The organism is Nostoc sp. KVJ20 (genome assembly GCF_001712795.1).
GTDB lineage: Bacteria > Cyanobacteriota > Cyanobacteriia > Cyanobacteriales > Nostocaceae > Nostoc.
The window spans coordinates 15533-32080 of record NZ_KV757543.1; the positions used below are offsets into that span (position 1 = coordinate 15533).

General features: G+C 43.2%; 16 protein-coding genes and 25 tRNA genes. 7 read left to right on the forward strand and 34 right to left on the reverse strand.

What is annotated here, in order from left to right:
- Positions 1-236: 236 nt before the first annotated feature.
- The 4 genes from A4S05_RS01480 to A4S05_RS01495 all read left to right on the forward strand — a co-directional run bounded on the left by A4S05_RS01480 (position 237) and on the right by A4S05_RS01495 (position 4231).
- Positions 237-1418, forward strand: a complete 1182-nt coding sequence (locus A4S05_RS01480) for a hypothetical protein (RefSeq protein ID WP_069068066.1) — start codon at positions 237-239, stop codon at positions 1416-1418.
- The gene (locus tag A4S05_RS01485; protein WP_069068067.1) at positions 1415-2593 is read left to right on the forward strand and encodes a glutathionylspermidine synthase family protein; all 1179 of its coding nucleotides are present in this window, start codon (positions 1415-1417) and stop codon (positions 2591-2593) included. The genes A4S05_RS01480 and A4S05_RS01485 overlap by 4 nt, the downstream gene beginning before the upstream one ends.
- A gap of 349 nt (positions 2594-2942) precedes the next feature.
- The gene (locus tag A4S05_RS01490) at positions 2943-3731 is read left to right on the forward strand and encodes a hypothetical protein (RefSeq protein ID WP_069068068.1); all 789 of its coding nucleotides are present in this window, start codon (positions 2943-2945) and stop codon (positions 3729-3731) included.
- A 269-nt stretch (positions 3732-4000) separates the two neighbouring features.
- Complete coding sequence (locus A4S05_RS01495) at positions 4001-4231, forward strand: hypothetical protein (protein ID WP_069068069.1); 231 nt, start codon at positions 4001-4003, stop codon at positions 4229-4231.
- A 22-nt stretch (positions 4232-4253) separates the two neighbouring features.
- Here A4S05_RS01495 and A4S05_RS01500 read toward each other — a convergent pair whose 3' ends face one another.
- From A4S05_RS01500 to A4S05_RS01635, 31 genes are all read right to left on the reverse strand, one after another.
- Positions 4254-5216: a ParB/RepB/Spo0J family partition protein gene (locus A4S05_RS01500; RefSeq protein WP_069068070.1), complete on the reverse strand. Its 963-nt coding sequence runs from the start codon at positions 5214-5216 to the stop codon at positions 4254-4256.
- Positions 5213-5980: a ParA family protein gene (locus A4S05_RS01505; RefSeq protein WP_069068071.1), complete on the reverse strand. Its 768-nt coding sequence runs from the start codon at positions 5978-5980 to the stop codon at positions 5213-5215. Before A4S05_RS01505 ends, A4S05_RS01500 begins: the two co-directional genes overlap by 4 nt.
- Positions 5981-6353: 373 nt before the next feature.
- Positions 6354-6436, reverse strand: a tRNA-Ser gene (locus A4S05_RS41260).
- Positions 6437-6529: 93 nt separating this feature from the next.
- A tRNA-Ala gene (locus A4S05_RS01510) sits at positions 6530-6603 on the reverse strand.
- 5 nt (positions 6604-6608) lie between these two features.
- Positions 6609-6681 (reverse strand) — tRNA-Arg (locus tag A4S05_RS01515).
- 6 nt (positions 6682-6687) lie between these two features.
- Positions 6688-6763: transfer RNA gene (locus tag A4S05_RS01520), tRNA-Val, on the reverse strand.
- Between the two features lie 5 nt (positions 6764-6768).
- Positions 6769-6839 (reverse strand) — tRNA-Gly (locus A4S05_RS01525).
- A 7-nt stretch (positions 6840-6846) separates the two neighbouring features.
- Positions 6847-6920 (reverse strand) — tRNA-Thr (locus A4S05_RS01530).
- A 3-nt stretch (positions 6921-6923) separates the two neighbouring features.
- Positions 6924-7001: transfer RNA gene (locus A4S05_RS41265), tRNA-Met, on the reverse strand.
- Between the two features lie 2 nt (positions 7002-7003).
- Positions 7004-7077: transfer RNA gene (locus tag A4S05_RS01535), tRNA-Leu, on the reverse strand.
- A gap of 50 nt (positions 7078-7127) precedes the next feature.
- A tRNA-Lys gene (locus A4S05_RS01540) sits at positions 7128-7200 on the reverse strand.
- Between the two features lie 22 nt (positions 7201-7222).
- Positions 7223-7351, reverse strand: a complete 129-nt coding sequence (locus A4S05_RS42900) for a hypothetical protein (protein ID WP_256090779.1) — start codon at positions 7349-7351, stop codon at positions 7223-7225.
- A gap of 394 nt (positions 7352-7745) precedes the next feature.
- Positions 7746-7821 (reverse strand) — tRNA-Lys (locus tag A4S05_RS01550).
- 5 nt (positions 7822-7826) lie between these two features.
- Positions 7827-7900, reverse strand: a tRNA-Pro gene (locus A4S05_RS01555).
- Between the two features lie 4 nt (positions 7901-7904).
- Positions 7905-7979: transfer RNA gene (locus tag A4S05_RS01560), tRNA-Leu, on the reverse strand.
- Positions 7980-7983: 4 nt separating this feature from the next.
- Positions 7984-8061 (reverse strand) — tRNA-Leu (locus A4S05_RS01565).
- 9 nt (positions 8062-8070) lie between these two features.
- Positions 8071-8144 (reverse strand) — tRNA-Gln (locus A4S05_RS01570).
- A 5-nt stretch (positions 8145-8149) separates the two neighbouring features.
- Positions 8150-8224: transfer RNA gene (locus tag A4S05_RS01575), tRNA-Asn, on the reverse strand.
- A 9-nt stretch (positions 8225-8233) separates the two neighbouring features.
- Positions 8234-8307: transfer RNA gene (locus tag A4S05_RS01580), tRNA-Phe, on the reverse strand.
- A 6-nt stretch (positions 8308-8313) separates the two neighbouring features.
- A tRNA-Arg gene (locus A4S05_RS01585) sits at positions 8314-8387 on the reverse strand.
- Positions 8388-8393: 6 nt separating this feature from the next.
- Positions 8394-8478: transfer RNA gene (locus A4S05_RS01590), tRNA-Ser, on the reverse strand.
- A gap of 4 nt (positions 8479-8482) precedes the next feature.
- Positions 8483-8564 (reverse strand) — tRNA-Tyr (locus A4S05_RS41270).
- 6 nt (positions 8565-8570) lie between these two features.
- Positions 8571-8644 (reverse strand) — tRNA-Glu (locus A4S05_RS01595).
- Between the two features lie 5 nt (positions 8645-8649).
- Positions 8650-8720 (reverse strand) — tRNA-Trp (locus tag A4S05_RS01600).
- A 3-nt stretch (positions 8721-8723) separates the two neighbouring features.
- Positions 8724-8800 (reverse strand) — tRNA-Ile (locus A4S05_RS01605).
- 5 nt (positions 8801-8805) lie between these two features.
- Positions 8806-8879: transfer RNA gene (locus A4S05_RS01610), tRNA-Cys, on the reverse strand.
- Between the two features lie 6 nt (positions 8880-8885).
- Positions 8886-8959, reverse strand: a tRNA-Arg gene (locus A4S05_RS01615).
- Positions 8960-9042: 83 nt separating this feature from the next.
- A tRNA-Asp gene (locus A4S05_RS01620) sits at positions 9043-9118 on the reverse strand.
- A gap of 202 nt (positions 9119-9320) precedes the next feature.
- The gene (locus A4S05_RS01625) at positions 9321-9842 is read right to left on the reverse strand and encodes an HNH endonuclease (RefSeq protein WP_069068073.1); all 522 of its coding nucleotides are present in this window, start codon (positions 9840-9842) and stop codon (positions 9321-9323) included.
- Positions 9843-10277: 435 nt separating this feature from the next.
- Positions 10278-10706 (reverse strand): COG3650 family protein, encoded by a 429-nt coding sequence (locus tag A4S05_RS01630; protein ID WP_069068119.1) that lies wholly within the window; start codon positions 10704-10706, stop codon positions 10278-10280.
- Positions 10707-11002: 296 nt separating this feature from the next.
- Positions 11003-11524: a GNAT family N-acetyltransferase gene (locus A4S05_RS01635; RefSeq protein ID WP_069068074.1), complete on the reverse strand. Its 522-nt coding sequence runs from the start codon at positions 11522-11524 to the stop codon at positions 11003-11005.
- Between the two features lie 139 nt (positions 11525-11663).
- On the opposite strand from A4S05_RS01635, the gene A4S05_RS01640 reads away from it, so the two are divergent.
- On the forward strand, positions 11664-11843 hold the full coding sequence (locus A4S05_RS01640; RefSeq protein ID WP_176726889.1) for a hypothetical protein: 180 nt from the start codon (positions 11664-11666) through the stop codon (positions 11841-11843).
- A gap of 937 nt (positions 11844-12780) precedes the next feature.
- The gene (locus A4S05_RS01645; protein WP_069068075.1) at positions 12781-13143 is read left to right on the forward strand and encodes a VHL beta domain-containing protein; all 363 of its coding nucleotides are present in this window, start codon (positions 12781-12783) and stop codon (positions 13141-13143) included.
- Between the two features lie 109 nt (positions 13144-13252).
- Here the strand turns inward: A4S05_RS01645 and A4S05_RS41275 are convergent, their stop codons facing one another.
- A complete protein-coding gene (locus tag A4S05_RS41275; RefSeq protein ID WP_256090780.1) occupies positions 13253-14449 on the reverse strand; it encodes a tyrosine-type recombinase/integrase in 1197 nt (398 codons plus the stop codon).
- 62 nt (positions 14450-14511) lie between these two features.
- Positions 14512-15027, reverse strand: coding sequence for a hypothetical protein (locus tag A4S05_RS01655; protein WP_069068076.1), 516 nt, complete (start codon positions 15025-15027; stop codon positions 14512-14514).
- A gap of 194 nt (positions 15028-15221) precedes the next feature.
- Here A4S05_RS01655 and A4S05_RS01660 point away from each other — a divergent pair, with 194 nt between their 5' ends.
- Complete coding sequence (locus A4S05_RS01660) at positions 15222-16085, forward strand: DNA/RNA non-specific endonuclease (RefSeq protein WP_069068121.1); 864 nt, start codon at positions 15222-15224, stop codon at positions 16083-16085.
- A 5-nt stretch (positions 16086-16090) separates the two neighbouring features.
- Here A4S05_RS01660 and A4S05_RS01665 read toward each other — a convergent pair whose 3' ends face one another.
- The gene (locus tag A4S05_RS01665) at positions 16091-16495 is read right to left on the reverse strand and encodes a nuclease A inhibitor family protein (protein ID WP_069068122.1); all 405 of its coding nucleotides are present in this window, start codon (positions 16493-16495) and stop codon (positions 16091-16093) included.
- Positions 16496-16548 lie beyond the last annotated feature (53 nt).

Below are 16548 nucleotides of genomic sequence, written 5' to 3' on the forward strand. Positions count from 1 at the left end.
ACAAATGGGGCAAAGGGTTCTCAAATTTGAAGCGTGGTTGTGTGGGCAGGATTACCCGGATCTGGTAGAGTAACTTCTGCTTCTAAATTTTTACACTTCTGGTGGCAACCATTCTCTATGAATGAGTATCGCTTCAGTTTCCCTGTTCAATAATCCACCACTCGCTAATTTCGTGTTCAAACTTGATAAATAACGGGAACAATAATTATGTAGATGTATAAATATATAAAATAACAATGAGTGGAAAAAAGAAACCCTGGCTGCCTATAGTTATCGCAGCACTTTTAAGTTGGTTTGGCGTTAGTAAAATCCTGCAAATTACGAAAGATTATTCAGCACACCAACAAGCAATTACCGATGTACAGGCAATCGTTAATGAAAATAGTAATATTAATAGTATTCCCAATTTGGATGCTTTAAAAGCAAACCAAACCAAGATACAGCAAACCATTGAAAAGCTAAAACTCGTTCCAAATCTACCAGGATATCCATATCAGAATGCCCAAAATCAAATATCACAGTTAAATCAATTACTTGCTAAAATTGACTCAAAAATCCAGGTTGAAGAAGCAGCTTTCAATAATTTACAAGCTGCACTTAAATTAGATGAAGAAGCAGCAATACTAGTCCAAGAGAAAGCTTACTCCAATAATTGGCAAGAAGCGAAAGGTAAATGGCAGCAGGCAATTAGCATTTTAGAGAAAATTCCTACAGCTACATATGTTTCCGATACAGCAAAGCTTGGAATATTATCTGTAAAACGCAACTTTAATGATGTAGATAAGGTGATTACAAGTGAACAAAAATCACTTCAAAACTTTTCATCAGCAGTTGAATTAGCTCAAAAAGCTACTAACCTTACTAAAGATACTACATTAATCACATTACCTGAATTATTGAATGCAAAGTTGCAATGGCAGCAGGCAATTAATTTACTTGTAAATGTTTCTTCGGCAACTAATCTATCTTTGAAAGCACAATCCCAACTTAGCATTTATCGCAATAATTATCGCCAAGTTAGTAATGCAATTGATGAAATTAAAAAATGTCTAACACAAAAAAATAGTTTTGAGAGTGAATGTACAGCAAGCGTCTCATTATATATTAGTCCTCCTGAAACCCTAACCGCATTGCTCGAAGATATCAAAAAAGAAGAAGATGCTAATAATCAAATTGCTTCTTCTGAATTTAACAGTACATCTGGTACTTCCTCAGATACTTCAGATGAATCTAGCAGTAGTAACTATAGCGGCTATAGTGGTGGTTACAGTAGTGGTTATCGTAGCCATTCCGGTTCAGTTTCCGTAAATGGATACACTCGTAGAGATGGAACTTACGTCAATAGTCACACCCGCAGCGCTCCAGGTTCTCGTGTAAGTGGTTTTGGTAGTTTTCGTTCTGGAGGAGCGAGTTCATGAACGATGTTAGGCATAAGTTTTACCAACAGCATCAAGATATATTTAGCTGGTACGATGCCGATGAATATGCTTGCTATGAGGTGTTAATGGTTGCACCGGAAACCATAGAAAAAATCAAGCAAGCAGCAACAAGAGTTTGGCAGGTTTTAAACCATGCGGCTCTGGTTATGAAACAGTTTGATGAACGGACTCTAATTGAATTTGATTATCCTCAATCAACCCTACGATTAATCAAAAATAATAAGCAAGTGCCTTTTATTGCCCGATGCGATTTTGCAGTTGTTGGTGATAATATCTACCTGCTTGAATGTAATGCGGAAGTGGCGACTTTTATAGTCGAAACATTCAAAATAAATGGGATAGTCGCTAAACATTTTGGGAAAGTAGACCCGAATATTAACGCTGAAGCAGTTCTTCAAATAGGGCTTAATCAATATATTGAAGAATCTGCCAAATATCTCAATAAATCTCCTGAAGACTGCAATATTATCTTTGCAGCCCTATCTGAAGCTCTCGAAGATATTGGTACTGTTGAATATTTAATGTCTTTGTGCCATTATCAATCTGCTTTTTGTCCAATCGAAAGTATTGCAATGGATGAGGATGGCTGCTACGACCATAGAGGTGAAGCAGTCGATATAATCTACCGCATATACCCAACAGAATGGATGGTAGAAGATAAAGACCCCGAATTTGGAGTAAGTCTCTGGGATTATTTTGAACCATTAGTCTATTCAAGGAAGCTAGCTTTAATTAATCCTGTCAGTGCTTTTGTAATGCAAAATAAAGCGTTAATGGCTTTAATTACAGAATTAGGAGTTGATTTTTTTAGTCAGAATAATTTGGCAGGATTTGAACATTTTCTACCTACATTTATGGAACAAGATAAAATCAATCCTCCCTTAGTGTCAAAACCCACTTGGGGGAGAGAAGGGAGAGAAGTTAAAGTTATTAAAAGTAATCAAGAAATAGCTTGTAACCCAGACCCAGAGTACGCTTATTTTGCTAAAATTTACCAAAAATATGCTGATTTACCAATTATCAAAGTAGAAGGAGAAGAGTATAGATTGCAGTTATCTTGCTTTTTGATCAATGGCGTTGCTGAAGGAGTGGCAGCAAGAATTGGTAAAGATGTGATTAATAATAACTCGAAATTTCTGCCAATTGGGTTTTAGGGGGAGAAGGGAAGAAACGGGAAAGTCGAATTTAGAATTTACCACCCAGCAGGCAAGGCAAGAAGGCGAACGCTTAACTTTGGGATTGAATCATGAACACGCTCTAAAGACTTGATAAAATTCTGAAAAGTCATAATTGTAGACAATTAAGATTGAATCAGACCATACTTGCAACTTACTGGGATTCCCAATTTGGGAATCTGGAAGTTTCGTTGTAGATTCCACTTCGGTCTGGTCATGCAGGGATCGCTCTTTTTCCTCATTGACTTGCTCAATATGACTGTGGTTTATATGCGTCGCTCTTTTTGGGATGTAAGCTAAAAGCACAAAAGATATGAGTTAACATCCTATGCAGCAGTCCACAAAAGGCAATTACCGGGATCTTTGGCGGCAGCTTGTTACTTTGGCTGCAATCTTTGGTGCTTTCGTTATCAACGTAGTATCGAACATTTTTCCGCTCAATGGACTCAGCATAGGGGAAATTTCCAATACTTTGTTTAAAAATGTCCTGATTATCCCTGCTAATTACGCCTTTGCTATTTGGGGGCTGATTTACCTTGGGTTGTTTGCTTTTGGGGTATACCAAGCTCTACCTGACCAACGAGATGACCCTGATTTACGTAAGACAGGTTATCTGTTGGTGATTGCCTGTGTTGCTCAAAGTATCTGGGTTTATCTGTTTTTGTCTCGGCTGTTTGCTCTTTCTGTAATTGCAATGCTTTTGATTCTGTTGCCCCTGATTGCTGTCTATGTGCAGTTAGAAATTGGCAATAAGCGTGTACCTCGGCTCAAGAAATGGTGTATTCAGTTTCCGATTAGCATTTATCTAGGCTGGATTAGCGTGGCAACCATTGTCAACGTAGCGTGTGCCTTGTATTTTCACGGGTGGAATGGTTGGGGGATTTCTGCTGTAATCTGGACTCTCATAATGTTATTGATAGCAACAGCAGTTGCAGCATTTATTGTCATCCAGCGTCGAGACATCGCTTATACAGGAGTAATACTCTGGGCATTGGTAGCGATCGCACTCAAACACTTTGATAACTCAATGCTCAGAAATGCTGCGTTGGTTTTGGCAATTGTCCTAGTTTTGACCGCTACGATTAACAGCTTACGCCCCCAACAAGAACATATTTAAGTGCGATGGCGTACCCGCCCACTGTAGGCTCACGCCCAAAAATTAACATTCATTGATGATGTCCTCACTAGCACCCTATTGGCGTAATACACTCAAAGTAAGAAGTCGGGTAGTTGACCGTGGAATTATCAACACTACAAGAACTGGGCAAGATGCGTTTGATACTCAATGGGTTTGAAAGGTGGAATGGTTGAGGGGAGCGATCGCACTGTGAGATAGCCACGTAATAGATGCTTGAATATAGAAGTTAACAAAAACCAATTATACCCATGTCAGAAATTGAAAACTTAGGAGTGAGTGTAGAGGAATATTTGGATGGATTGGCAGCAGGGATTGATGTTTTGGAATTGAAGCGGTTAGAAGCAAGGGGAATTCCCACAAACCTAGCTTTAGAAGTGATGGCGATTATGCCAAAGGTAATTGATGGCACGGCTACTCCTGAAGAGGTTGTCCGAGGGCTAATGATTATGTCGCCATCCTTAAGAGAGCAAATTGAATAGTTTCGAGAATTACCACATTGGTTTACTTTGGATTGTCGCCTTGCATCAGTGCATCCAACTGAGCTAACAACTTCTCTACTTTGGATTTTTTCTTCGGGTCATCCCACACTTTCGCTTTTTTGAAGCGTTGAAAAGTATCATCAACGCGGCCTTTTATGGATGCTGATTCTGTTTGCTTTGATGACTCTGATTTAGACTGCTGCTCAATTTCTTGAATCTTACGCTTGATTTCAGTCAGTGAGAGGTTGTAGGCAATCGCATCTTCTAAGAGTTGTTTTCTTGTTTCTTTATCTTCAACCCGTGCGATCGCTCGTGCTTTAGTGTATTCGATTTGACCAGAACGCAGTACCTCTAGCACATCAGCAGGGAGATTGAGCAAAGGAATGCGGCTGACGCGAAAACTTTCAGCGCTGAATTTACCGATGGCTAAGAGGATAGATTCAATAGTTTCCATCTGACGGAAAACGTTTTCCGTCAAATCCAAGTTTCGCTTTTTGGCATTGGCAGCAGAGTTGAGGACGGAGATAACCTCGTTTGTGCTAACACCGAGTTCAATGCTCAAAAGTTCAAGTATTCCCTCAGTTTCTTCTACAGGATTTAGGTCTTCGCGCTGGAGATTTTCAACAAGCTGCACCTTAGAGGTGGTGATATCATCCATTTCGCGGATAACCACAGGGACTTCCGTTAGTCCTGCCATTGATGCGGCTCTATAGCGTCGTTCACCTGCAACCAATTCATAATCACTTCCAGAGAGGGGTCGCACCAACAAAGGTTCGAGGATACCTAGCTCTTTAATTGAGCGTGATAGTTCCTCTAGTTTTTTAGGGTCAAAGTAGCGGCGGGGCTGTGAGGGAGGTAGTTTAATTAAGCTGATGGCAACAGTAGTTGGTGAATTAGCAGTACTTTGGGTTTGGTTAAAGCTTTCGCCTAGTAGGGCAGCTACACCTTTTAACTGGCTGGTATAGGGTTGGTCTTTTTTGCTCACTGTAGTTTTTCTAAACTGAGGGCGATTTTTTTTAGTACAGCGACGGCAGGATGTTTGGGATTATATACTGCTAAGGGTATGCGTGCCTCACTTGCATCAGCAAAGGCAATAGATTTAGGAATGGGTTCGTAAACCGTGGCCAGGGGTGAAAGTTGTTCTGTGATAGCTTTCATGGTTCTGCTTTCTTGGGCAGTACGTGCATCATACATTGTGGGGATGAAGCCAGCAATTGCAAGTGTTTTATTAGCACTTTTGCGGAGTGTGGCTACAGTTCTTAATAGTAAATCAGTTCCTTGAAAGGATTTGAACTGGCATTGAATAGGTACTAAGACATGGGTGGCTGCTACTAAGCTAATAACGCTGAGGATGCCTAAAGATGGAGGACAATCTATCAAAATAAAATCATAGTTGTCCAAGATAGGGGCAAGTGCATTTTTGAGGCGCATTTCCCGCATCAAGGCGGCAACCAGTTCAAGTTCAGCAGCACTTAAGTTGATGTTAGCTGGCACTAAACCCATGCTGTGAATCAGTTCAGGATGAATTGCTAACGGTTCTTCACCCACCACTGCTTCATAGACAGTTTTGGTGGTACTTTCCGGTTCTAACCCCATAAATGTTGTGAGTGACGCTTGGGGGTCAAGGTCTATCAGAAGAACGCGGTTTTTCTTTTTTTGAGCGAGGTGATAGCCCAAGTTCATTGTTAAACTTGTCTTTCCTACTCCCCCTGATTGATTAAATAGCGCAATAATACGGGTTTTGCTCACGAGTGATAAATTACAGTTGTAATTAAAATGCCTCTAATACAGGCAGATTGTAGCTCTGGAATAAAGGTAATACAACTGGAAACAGTACATTTATCACAAATTAAGGTTGTAAGAGCTGTAAGGTAGTTGTCAAGCTTCTTGGTCAGAAGACGATCGCACTTCTTTTGTTTTGTGCGATGCTTGACTCAAACAAAAAGGCGATCGCAGCAGGAAACACTAGATCGCCTTTCCTCTAAGAAAAATCGTTAGTTGAAAGCCTGAGCGATGCCTGCGGCGGCCTACGCCTACACAAAAAAATCCACCAAGGAGGTACTGCCCCTCCTATGTCTGTGTTATCAGCACAGCGCCTCACTTTTCGGCTTCAGGTGGAAGGCGGAAGATGGAGGAATTGAACCCCCAGGTGTTACCCTGCTCTAGTTTTCAAGACTAGTTGCCCTCCCTTGAGCAGCATCTTCCATATAAACAAGGGGTATCTGAGGAGACTTGAACTCCCTAATGACTGGTTCCACAAACCAGCGCCGCGACCGCTTTGGCTTCAGATACCAAGAGTGGATACTGGTCGGATTTGAACCGACATCTTTCTGCTTGCAAGGCAGACGCTTTCCCAGTTAAGCTACAGACCCATGAGCAGGAGTGGTAGGGGTCGAACCTACATTGCTCGATTTAGAAGATCGATGCCTTATCCATTAGGCAACACTCCCATAAATTGGTAGCCCTGGCAGGGATTGAACCTACGACTTCCTCTTTGTAAGAGAGGCACTCTCCCAACTGAGTTACAGGGCTAAAAGAGCGATTGACGAGACTCGAACTCGTACCGTGAGTTTGGAAGACTCTGATGCTGCCATTACACCACAATCGCATTTGGGGGCTGGTGACAGGAGTTGAACCTGCAACTCATCGCTTACAAGGCAATTGCTCTGCCACATTGAGCTACACCAGCATTTGGTAGCGGAGCCGGGATTTGAACCCGGTATGTGAAGGCTTATGAGACCCCAGAGCGCACCATAGCTCCATCTCCGCGAGTACCCCTGACAGGAATCGAACCTGCAACAAACCCGGTTTAAGCGGGCTACGTCTGCCAATTGCGTCACAGGGGTAAAATTTGGTGGGCGCTACAGGAGTTGAACCTGTGGAGCGCCTGATTAAGTAGGCTATGTAGGGATCGAACCTACGCATCTTTCGCTTAAGAGGCGACTGCTTTACCACTTAGCTAATAGCCCAAGGCATCAGACTCAAAAGTTCTTATACTCCATCCACTACGCTTTGCAGTTGCTCTTCGATGACAGTTAGCGCATCGAACTTCACACTTTTCAATTTCTTTTGAAATGCTGTCAACACCCATTCCTGCATAAACCATTCTTGATATGCCATATTTCTTTTGTTGAATGTGATCGAATTCAAGAACGATGGGATCTGCCTCGCCACAGTCAACACACGGATGCGTTTTCAGATAGCTTAAAACGAATAACTTAGCAAGCTCACAGGCTTTCTCTTTGAACTTTCTCCTCTGCGGGTTTCTATCTGGAGTTCTTTGGTAATAGGAGAAGTTAATGCCTTTTACACATGCTTTGCAATAGACTTGTAGACCATCTTTTTTCAAAGAGTTTCTACTAAATTCGCTAAGGAGTTTTTCCTCTTTGCACTTTGGACAAACCTTCACCGAATGCAACCTCTTCAATTTGTTACATCTCAACCCCAGTTTAACTCTTAATCTAAATTTGATTAAGAGTCAGGAGCATAACCGTTCTGCCAAACGCCCAGGATTTGGTGGGTCGCCAGAGACTCGAACTCTGATCACTCCGCTTAAAAGGCGGGAACTCTAGCCATTGAGCTAACGACCCACGAATCCGAGTGGTAGGATTTGAACCCACGACCGCCTGTTCCCAAAACAGGAGTGCTGCCAAGCTACACCACACCCGGATAATACTGCTGGTGGGAGTCGAACCCACAACCTCTGGTTTCTAAGACCAGCGCCTGCTTCCAGTTGGGCTACAGCAGCATATTGGTACTCCTGATGGGATTTGAACCCACACACAGACTGTTTTTGAGACAGCCGCCTCTTCCAATTGGGCTACAGGAGTATACATAGGCTGGGAAGGAAGGAATCGAACCCTCAAACTTCGCATTCAAAGTGCGACGGCTTTGCCTGTTTGCCTACTTCCCAATAAATGGCTGCCTCAGCAAGAGTCGAACTTGCAACCTCGCGGTTAACAGCCGCTTGCTCTGCCATTGAGCTATGAGGCAATGTGCCAGTCCCCCAGATCCGGATTGAACGGATGACCTCCTGTTCTTCAGACAGGCGCTACTACCAACTGAGCTACCGGGGGATAAGGCGAGAACGGAGAGACTTGAACTCTCAATCTTCAGTTTCGTAATCTGAGATGTTATCCAGTTACACCACGTTCTCACGCAGCGGAGAGAGAGGGAGTTGAACCCACAGTGGACTTACATCCACGACTGTTTAGCAAACAGCTTGCCCTGCCAATAGCAATCTCTCCATAATGGGCCGGGCTGGAATTGAACCAGCAACACTGAACGCGGCGGTTTTACAGACCGTTACCTACACCAATAGGTGAGCCGACCCATGAGGCAGTGCCGACGGGAGTTGAACCCGCAAACCCAGGATTGAAAGACCTGTGGCTTTACCAATTTGCCTACGGCACCACAAACGCAGAGACTAGGATTTGAACCTAGAACAACAGTTTTGGAGACTGTGATGTTGCCGTTACACCATCCCTGCATTTGGTAGCAGTGGCGAGAGTCGAACTCGCATATACCAAGTTATGAGCTTGGGGCTTTGCCGTAAATCGCTACACTGCAACGTTTGGAGTCCAGGGCGAGAATTGAACTCGCACAGTCGGTTTTGCAGACCAACACCCTACCATTAGGCGACCTGGACATACTACGAGGACGACAGGAATCGAACCTGTGACCACTTGCCTCGGAAACAAGCGCTCTTTCCGACTGAGCTACATCCTCATTTGGAAGCCTTGACGGGAGTTGCACCCGCTTCTCTCTGACTGAGAATCAGAACGACTTGTCTATTTGTCCACAAGGCTACACGGGGATGATGAGATTTGAACTCACGGTCTTTCGCTCGACAGGCGACTGCTTTAAACCAGACTAAGCTACACCCCCACGTTGGATGGCAATTATTTAGTTTTCATGGTTCAGAAGTGTTTGCGCTATGCCTTTTTGAGAGGCTGTAGTGCTTCACTACATTTATACTACATAATGTATTACAAGATGTCAAGGGCATACTACAAACTTTTTGAAAGAACTGAGAGGGCAGTGTTACGTAATCGAGCTTATTGCCCTCTCTGACTAGGTTTGAAGTTAATTACTCGTTCTCACTCAGGCGTTGTGCGTTCCAAAACTGTTCAGCAAATCCTACTGCTGGGTGAATTGGGGCTTTAGGCTTACTTTTGAGAACCATTCCAGCTTCATGAGGTAAGCGATCGCTCTTGATTGAATTACACTTCTCACACGCCGTTACAACGTTGTCCCAGGTATGCTGTCCACCCTTAGAGCGGGGAATCACATGGTCAAGTGTTAAATGCTTGGTGCTACCGCAGTATTGGCAGGTGTGGTTGTCTCGCTTGAGTACTTCACGCCGATTTACAGGTGGTACTTTCCAGTGGCGTTCGGGATTACCAACGGTCAAGCGAATATGTTCAGGAACTTGTAGTACGACGCTGGGTGAACGAACTTCCCACTGCTTTGTACTGCCAAAATCCAACGACTCAGCCTGACCAGTAACTAACAGCACGATTGCTCGTTTGATGTTGATACGTGCCAGTGGTAGGTAGTTCTTAGAGAACACCACCACCGAATTTTGTAATATATGTGGTTGAGCTTGCATCACTGAATTCACTCCTCAAAAAATAACCCCCGCCTCTGAGATTCAGGAGCGGGGGTCAGGTAGTTGATACTTTTTGCCCTATGTTGGTGCTGTAAGACATTTGCACCTCCCGCTTTGGATAAGTTGATCTAGATTCAGCCATCCAGCAATCGCTTCAAAAATACTTTCATGCTGCAATTTACTGCCGCCAAAACAATACATTCCCTCAAACGCAAATAGCACGATTACTCTGCCTAAACCCTTGCTGGGTCGGCAATGCATCGCGCTATTAATGGTTGAGGAGAATCTGCTTATCATTGAAGGTTTGTAGTATTTGTAATTGAGACTTATATTAATAATACAGTTGTAGTATGCGTTTGTCTACTCACAATTCTGGGGACGGGCGAACGCTGCGTGAATGCCTTGGCGGTAAAGGCTAAATTTGCAGATGGGGCATCATTTTTTATCAGCACAACCTTCTAAAACCTTATTCCCCAGGATAAAAATTGCCGAGTATGGATACTCTTTATCTGACATACCATCGCTACAGGCATCGACTTTTTTTATGATTAAGATATTGTTGCCTTTGCCTTGAAGTCGGTAAACTCGCACCAAGTCTGCGGGACGCGCCTCTGCTTTTAGAGGTGCAACGTAGGAGAAGGTTTGCTGTTTTGTGTCTGGCGAAGAGTAGACAATTCTCTTCTTGCTCACAGTAACACTCCAAAAGGGTTCTGTACCCCTAGCGATGAATTCTTCACTACTTATAGTTTCTGCAACAACGAGACTATTGCTAGTAATAGATGATTCATTGGCAGTACTGCGACTGTTAGCTAGTAAGCTAGCGCCAAATAAGAGCAGAGTAACATAACAGATGAAACTTTTCATGTATCGAGGTATAGCTACTAATTTGCAATATTCTTGTATGTTATTGGACAATGGACTATCACTACTATTACTCACGCCTGGGAAAACTTCCTCTCTTAGGTGAATTGCTTGCTCCAGGGTTGCTATCGATAATGATTCAATGTACATAACACTAGTCACTCAAGCTTAAAGTAACCATATCTATATCTAGGCTACTATCTCAATTAACTGTAAATTTTTCGGTGAGCAGGCAGATTTAAGTGGGAACCATTATTGCTGCCATTCTCCCTCTTCATCCCGAAGAACTAATTCTAACCTTAGTTTTCATACCTAATTTGCTTTTCCTCTTTCAGTTTGTTTTTCCTAGTTGAGGATGGCACCAAATCGAAACGAAATACGAGCAAGTCCTGAATCTGAATGCTGTTTTCGTAGCTTGGCTCAGGTAAATACCAAAAGTAGTCCTGACGCACATGATCCATCCGAAATCCGCACTTTTGATAAAAAGCAATGTTGGCGATACTTGAATTAGACGTGCCGACGAGTATCTGTCTCTTGCCGCGTTGCCTCGCCTCTTGAATCAACCAAGCAACGAACTCTTTACCTAAACCTTGCCTTTGAAACTCAGGGGCTATACCAAGTTCCATAATTTCGCAGGGGTCGCTGCGCCATTTCATGGTTGCTGCACCAACCAAGTGTTCGCTGTCGTCCATGCGATATACAACATCGACGAGGTTAGCAAGTCCCCATCGCAGCGCACGCTCCGATTGTTCTGCCAACAGTAGTATCGGAATCAGCGCTTCAAGTTCGTCGTCACGAGCTTGTCGAATAGCAATCGCCATTCATATTCCCCTTTAATCACAATTTATTTTTCAAAACTATAGTACCAAGTCTAATTAATCGATATAAACCAGTTATATTGCTTGTTATTCTCGCAATGAAGAAGGAAGTATTTATTCTGTTGGTGGTGGAATTTATGTAATGGGTCAAATCCGATTACAAGGTCGATACATTGGGCGGATATTTCACCCCTTGGGTTATGAGGGTAAAGATATTAGTGCTGCTGTTGAGTTCAAAACCCTTTGCAATCAAACATTTGCTGCTGCACGCAATGGCGGCTGGGCTGGTGGTGATACTGGCGGTTGGTTTGGAATCGAGTAATATCGTTTTTAATTTTCCGGAATCGCTAACTTTACTGTGGTAGTAACACACAGACAAGCAAATATAACGCACTTTCTATAATTAACCTTTGGGAATATACCCAACTCAAGCCTAGTCGTTATGACTAGGCTTTTGAGTTTGAGTCTGTTACCCGAAGAGTTAAAGCAGGTATCGCATTTACCACAACGATAACTGCCCCGGTGAAACATTAGACTTACCGCCTCTATGGTATAAAAGGTGACAAGCACTACACAGAGCTATAAGGTTGCCTCTGTGATTATTTGCTGGATTTCTGTCCCAATGGTGTACCTGTAGCGTGTACACTCTACGTTTTGAGCGTGTAAGTTTTGCTGTGTTTTCTCCTGGGGGGATGCACTGTAACCCGCACTTTTGACAACGCCACTGGGCTTGTTGCTTAACTGAAGTGGCAAGTTCTGACCAATTGTCTGGGTACAGAGAATGGGTAAACGTCATCAGTGTAATTCAACTAAGGCTTGACCAATTGTAATGCGAATAGCAGTGCAAAAGCCTATTCTTCATCCTTATCGAAGGACACACAAGGACTATCAATTACAATTGCACTTTGGAATGAATTACAGAAAATGGCGGTTGAACAATTAACCCCAAACTCGTCAGGGTGAATGCACTGTATGGCTCCTTCTACATTGATATGAAAAGCACAGTCATTGCAAATAGTTTTAAATGGCAATGGTTGACAGTCGATTGAGTCGGACATCAGCTAAGGAATGAGTTCGCTATCGGAGATGATGATAATATTTGAAATTTGCAGCATAACTTAATATATAGCGTTGGGCAATCGTCTGGTGGAGCAAGCTTATCGCCCTCATTAATCGAACTCTCCAAAAAAGTTAACCAAGAGAAAGCAACAAGGTGAAACAATAGTGTGAAACTCTTCATCTCTTCATCCTACTTATCAATGCTCAAATTTACACGCTTTCACTTCGCCATTATTAGCAGTGCGTTGCTTTCATTTACAATAAGTGCTGGTGTACCTGCTGCCAATGCCCAATCCCAACAATGTGAAGCTGAATCCGTTTCAATTTCCCGCAGTGGAAAAATAGCCACGGAAATTACATTTGTCAACCAGCGAAGCACACCAGTAAGATTATATTGGCTTGATTACTCTGGTCAACGGAAGTTTTACGCCTTAATTGCTCCAAATAAGAGAATTACTCAAAGCACCTATGTAACTCATCCTTGGGTAATTACTGGTACTAAAAACAACTGTCTGGGTGTTTATTATCCTGATGGACAACCGCGCATAGTAGAAATTCTCTAACGCCCCAAAGCGATGCAAAAGGCAGCAAGCTACGCACTCCCTCTACTCATCATCATCTGGCAAATACAAAGCGCTGCTATCAGTTGGTCTAGCATGGAGATACATTTCCTCAAAATCTCGGCAGCACTGTACCGGTTCCCGCATCCTTCTTCACTCTTACATACCCCTTGGTAGTATCGCTCTTGCTATGTCCCAACTGGTCTTGCACCTGAAAAAGCGGTTTACTCTCCACCGCCCTCGTTGCATGAGAATGCCTTAGCCAGTGACACGAAAACTTCACCTTCGCCACCTCAGATATATCCTGAATCAACTTTTTAATTGCCCGATCGCTCAACGGCAACCCCCTTTTTGCTGGGTCAGGTGAGATATTGGCAAACACGGGCATCTTATCACTAGCCATCCCCCGGTACTTTTTGAGAACGAGCGAAGTCTGATGGTCTAAGCCAATCTCGCGGTACTTGCCACCTTTGCCTCGGAACTTAATCGTATAGTATCCCCGGTTTCTATCCTCTGGTGTCGGGTCGGGATACCACTGGAAATTATGCCAATATAACCCCGGATAATCTTCCTTGGGTTGGCCCGGTTCATCACCTGGAACCGTCACGCGACCCACTTCACCAACCCGCATCCCACTGTAAAAAATCAAACTAAAAACTAGCCAATACTTACCCCCCAACTGCTTGGCTGCATCAGCTAGCTTCTTCATCTCGAAATCTTCTAGATATCGCTCTGCCTTCGGTAAATTACTGAAATTGTCGTAATTTATACTACTTGCTATATTCCGCAAAAAATAGCCAATACTCTCCCCGCTCCCATAGCTCCACAGCGATCGCAATATCAGCACTCGGTTACTTTTAGTATAAGGGGAAACCTCACCCCAGGAAGCAATAAATTCTAGTAACAATGGTTGCTGTAGCAATCTTAAATCAGGTATACCTTGATTCCGTACCCAATCAAGCAATTTTTGACCAAATCGGTAGTATTTTCGTTTAGTTTGTTCGCGGTTTTGGCTTCCAGCCCAAGCCAAAATTAACTCCTCATCATTAGCAACCGCAGGCGTGCGGTAATAATATTGCCGAATTACCTCCTCTACCAATTCTGGAGTTACTTGAGCATTAGTGTTTTTAATTACACTTGGTTGGGGAGTAGCAGGCAGAATTTCTACAGAGCCAATCTCAATATTAGTAACATCCATCTGGTCTTTAGGGTTACGCGACCATAAAAATATAGCTTCCTGGAAGTGCTGTTTCAGGAAGCTTTTATATTCTACGACAACGCAGTGGATGTGCTTAACTGCTTGCTCCATTATTTGTGGTCAAGCAACACCCCGTTTTTTGTGTTCAAGCTGTAGCATTTAGGCACTTGAAATTATTTCACTGGATGGTACAGCCCATCTTTTGGATTCCATTCCCAACCGATGCCCCTGGGGTCGCGGTTACGAGTCCAACTGATAAATTCTTTGGTAGTGAGTTTTTCTCGTTCCGGTGCGAGGCTCGACGGACTTAAACCTAGTCGCGGTGCTAGATTTTCAGGAGGCAATGCTTGCAGTTCAACTAGGGTTTGTTGGTATGGGTTAGCTTGTCTTCTTTGTTTGGGTTGACTGTTGTATCTATTTGATGAAATAGCCCGTTCGATGAGTTCCAGCTTTTTGGTCATTGCGTCGAGCTTGCTTTCTAGCTTCAACTCCAGCTGCAAAACTAATTTACTGCTTGGGGTAACATCGATATCAATATTGCTATCAAACGTGGATATCAATTCTTCTAAGCCTTGCAGCAAGGCAATTGTATGCCCTTGGCGATGCAGCCGCGATAGTTCTCTGACTACTGGAATTAGGGCAGTAGGAACGCGAATCATTTCGCTTGGTGGGAACTTTTGTTGAGTCATTTGATATCAATTTTGATAGCAATGAAATAATTGTAGAGCCAAAGCGTTGCTTGCCGCCGTTAGGCATCGCCCACAAGAATTTTCTTAGAGGAAACGTGATGCCTACGGCAGCAAGCTACGCTTGTAGACAAAAACTGGACATCCCCTTAAAAATGGTGATGATTAATTTAATCTGCAATCTTTTTCTAAAATTTATGCGTTTAATCAAACGTTTTCAGGGTTTAGCTGTTGCCACTGCGTTAATTGCTCTGTTGGGATGTTCGCCAGCGCAAACCCAGGTGCCAACACCGACAATAGAAAAACCATTACAGCCAACACCGATTTTACCTACCTCAATAAGCCCTCACCTGCTTTTGGGAAATCCCAGCAGTGCAACTCCCACAAAGCTTACGCCTGATAATTACCTCATGGTAAAAAATCAGTATGCGCTCTCTTACAGTAATACTAAAGGAACTGCCAACTGGGTAGCTTGGCAGTTAAATAAAACCTGGCTTGGCGATGCTGAACGCCAAAATAACTTTCGCCCTGACAGCACACTACCTGCTGCTTGGGTGCGGATAACTCCCAGTGCTTACACAGGCTCAGGTTACGACCGAGGCCATATTGCACCATCGGGCGATCGCACCAAAACGGTAGAGGATAATTCCTCAACTTTCCTGATGACCAACATGATGCCGCAGACACCCGATAACAATAGAAATACGTGGGGGAATCTAGAAGACTATTGCCGATATTTGGTAAGCCAGGGAAAAGAACTTTACATTGTTGCAGGCCCTTTTGGCAGTCAAGGCGAACCCCTAAAAGGTAAGGTGACGGTTCCTCAGACAACTTGGAAAATTGTTGTCGTACTAGACAACCCCGGCGCTGGGCTTGATGGTATTACTGCAAGCACCCGTGTCATCGCGGTGAACATCCCTAACCAGGAAGAATTAAATAATGATTGGAGAGCTTATAAAGTAAGTGTTGATGAATTAGAAAAACTCACAAGCTATGATTTTCTCTCTAATGTTTCGCCAAATATTCAAGAAGTTATTGAAAGCAAGGTAGATAGTCCTTAAGCAAGTCAAGTTTCTACAACTTGAGTGGAAATCCCCGCTAAATCACCTGTTGGGGTTTCACCAACAATATAAGCATCAATCTCTTTGGTGCCGAGGCGATACACCTGCAAATTACTCAGGTTTTCTTTAAGTGTCTGCACAAGAGTTTGAAAGCGTTTGACGGTTGCTTTCTCTTCTTCGCCGTGCCAATCTTCAGGAGTTGTGGACACTTGAAAAAAATCGTCAATCCCCACAATTTTAATGGGTGTGTCTTGAGAATGATTTGTTTGTTGTATAACTTTTTGGGGTGTTGCAGGTGTGATATCTTCCCAAAGAAAAACTTCAAACGGATACTCGGATTCGCTGATCATGAGTAAACCATTGGCTGCTGTACGAAGCTGGTCAATAATTTCTGAATTAGTTTTAGTCATATAGAGAATAATACAGCGAACGCAATAAACTATATCATCCATCTATCTGCTTT

Coding starts and splice junctions, on each gene's coding strand:
- A4S05_RS01480 (WP_069068066.1), top strand. CDS start 237: ATGAGTGGAAAAAAGAAACCCTGGCTGCCTATAGTTATCGCAGCACTT.
- A4S05_RS01485 (WP_069068067.1), top strand. CDS start 1,415: ATGAACGATGTTAGGCATAAGTTTTACCAACAGCATCAAGATATATTT.
- A4S05_RS01490 (WP_069068068.1), top strand. CDS start 2,943: ATGCAGCAGTCCACAAAAGGCAATTACCGGGATCTTTGGCGGCAGCTT.
- A4S05_RS01495 (WP_069068069.1), top strand. CDS start 4,001: ATGTCAGAAATTGAAAACTTAGGAGTGAGTGTAGAGGAATATTTGGAT.
- A4S05_RS42900 (WP_256090779.1), bottom strand. CDS start 7,351: ATGGCATATCAAGAATGGTTTATGCAGGAATGGGTGTTGACAGCATTT.
- A4S05_RS01625 (WP_069068073.1), bottom strand. CDS start 9,842: ATGCAAGCTCAACCACATATATTACAAAATTCGGTGGTGGTGTTCTCT.
- A4S05_RS01630 (WP_069068119.1), bottom strand. CDS start 10,706: ATGAAAAGTTTCATCTGTTATGTTACTCTGCTCTTATTTGGCGCTAGC.
- A4S05_RS01635 (WP_069068074.1), bottom strand. CDS start 11,524: ATGGCGATTGCTATTCGACAAGCTCGTGACGACGAACTTGAAGCGCTG.
- A4S05_RS01640 (WP_176726889.1), top strand. CDS start 11,664: ATGGGTCAAATCCGATTACAAGGTCGATACATTGGGCGGATATTTCAC.
- A4S05_RS01645 (WP_069068075.1), top strand. CDS start 12,781: ATGCTCAAATTTACACGCTTTCACTTCGCCATTATTAGCAGTGCGTTG.
- A4S05_RS41275 (WP_256090780.1), bottom strand. CDS start 14,449: ATGGAGCAAGCAGTTAAGCACATCCACTGCGTTGTCGTAGAATATAAA.
- A4S05_RS01655 (WP_069068076.1), bottom strand. CDS start 15,027: ATGACTCAACAAAAGTTCCCACCAAGCGAAATGATTCGCGTTCCTACT.
- A4S05_RS01660 (WP_069068121.1), top strand. CDS start 15,222: ATGCGTTTAATCAAACGTTTTCAGGGTTTAGCTGTTGCCACTGCGTTA.
- A4S05_RS01665 (WP_069068122.1), bottom strand. CDS start 16,495: ATGACTAAAACTAATTCAGAAATTATTGACCAGCTTCGTACAGCAGCC.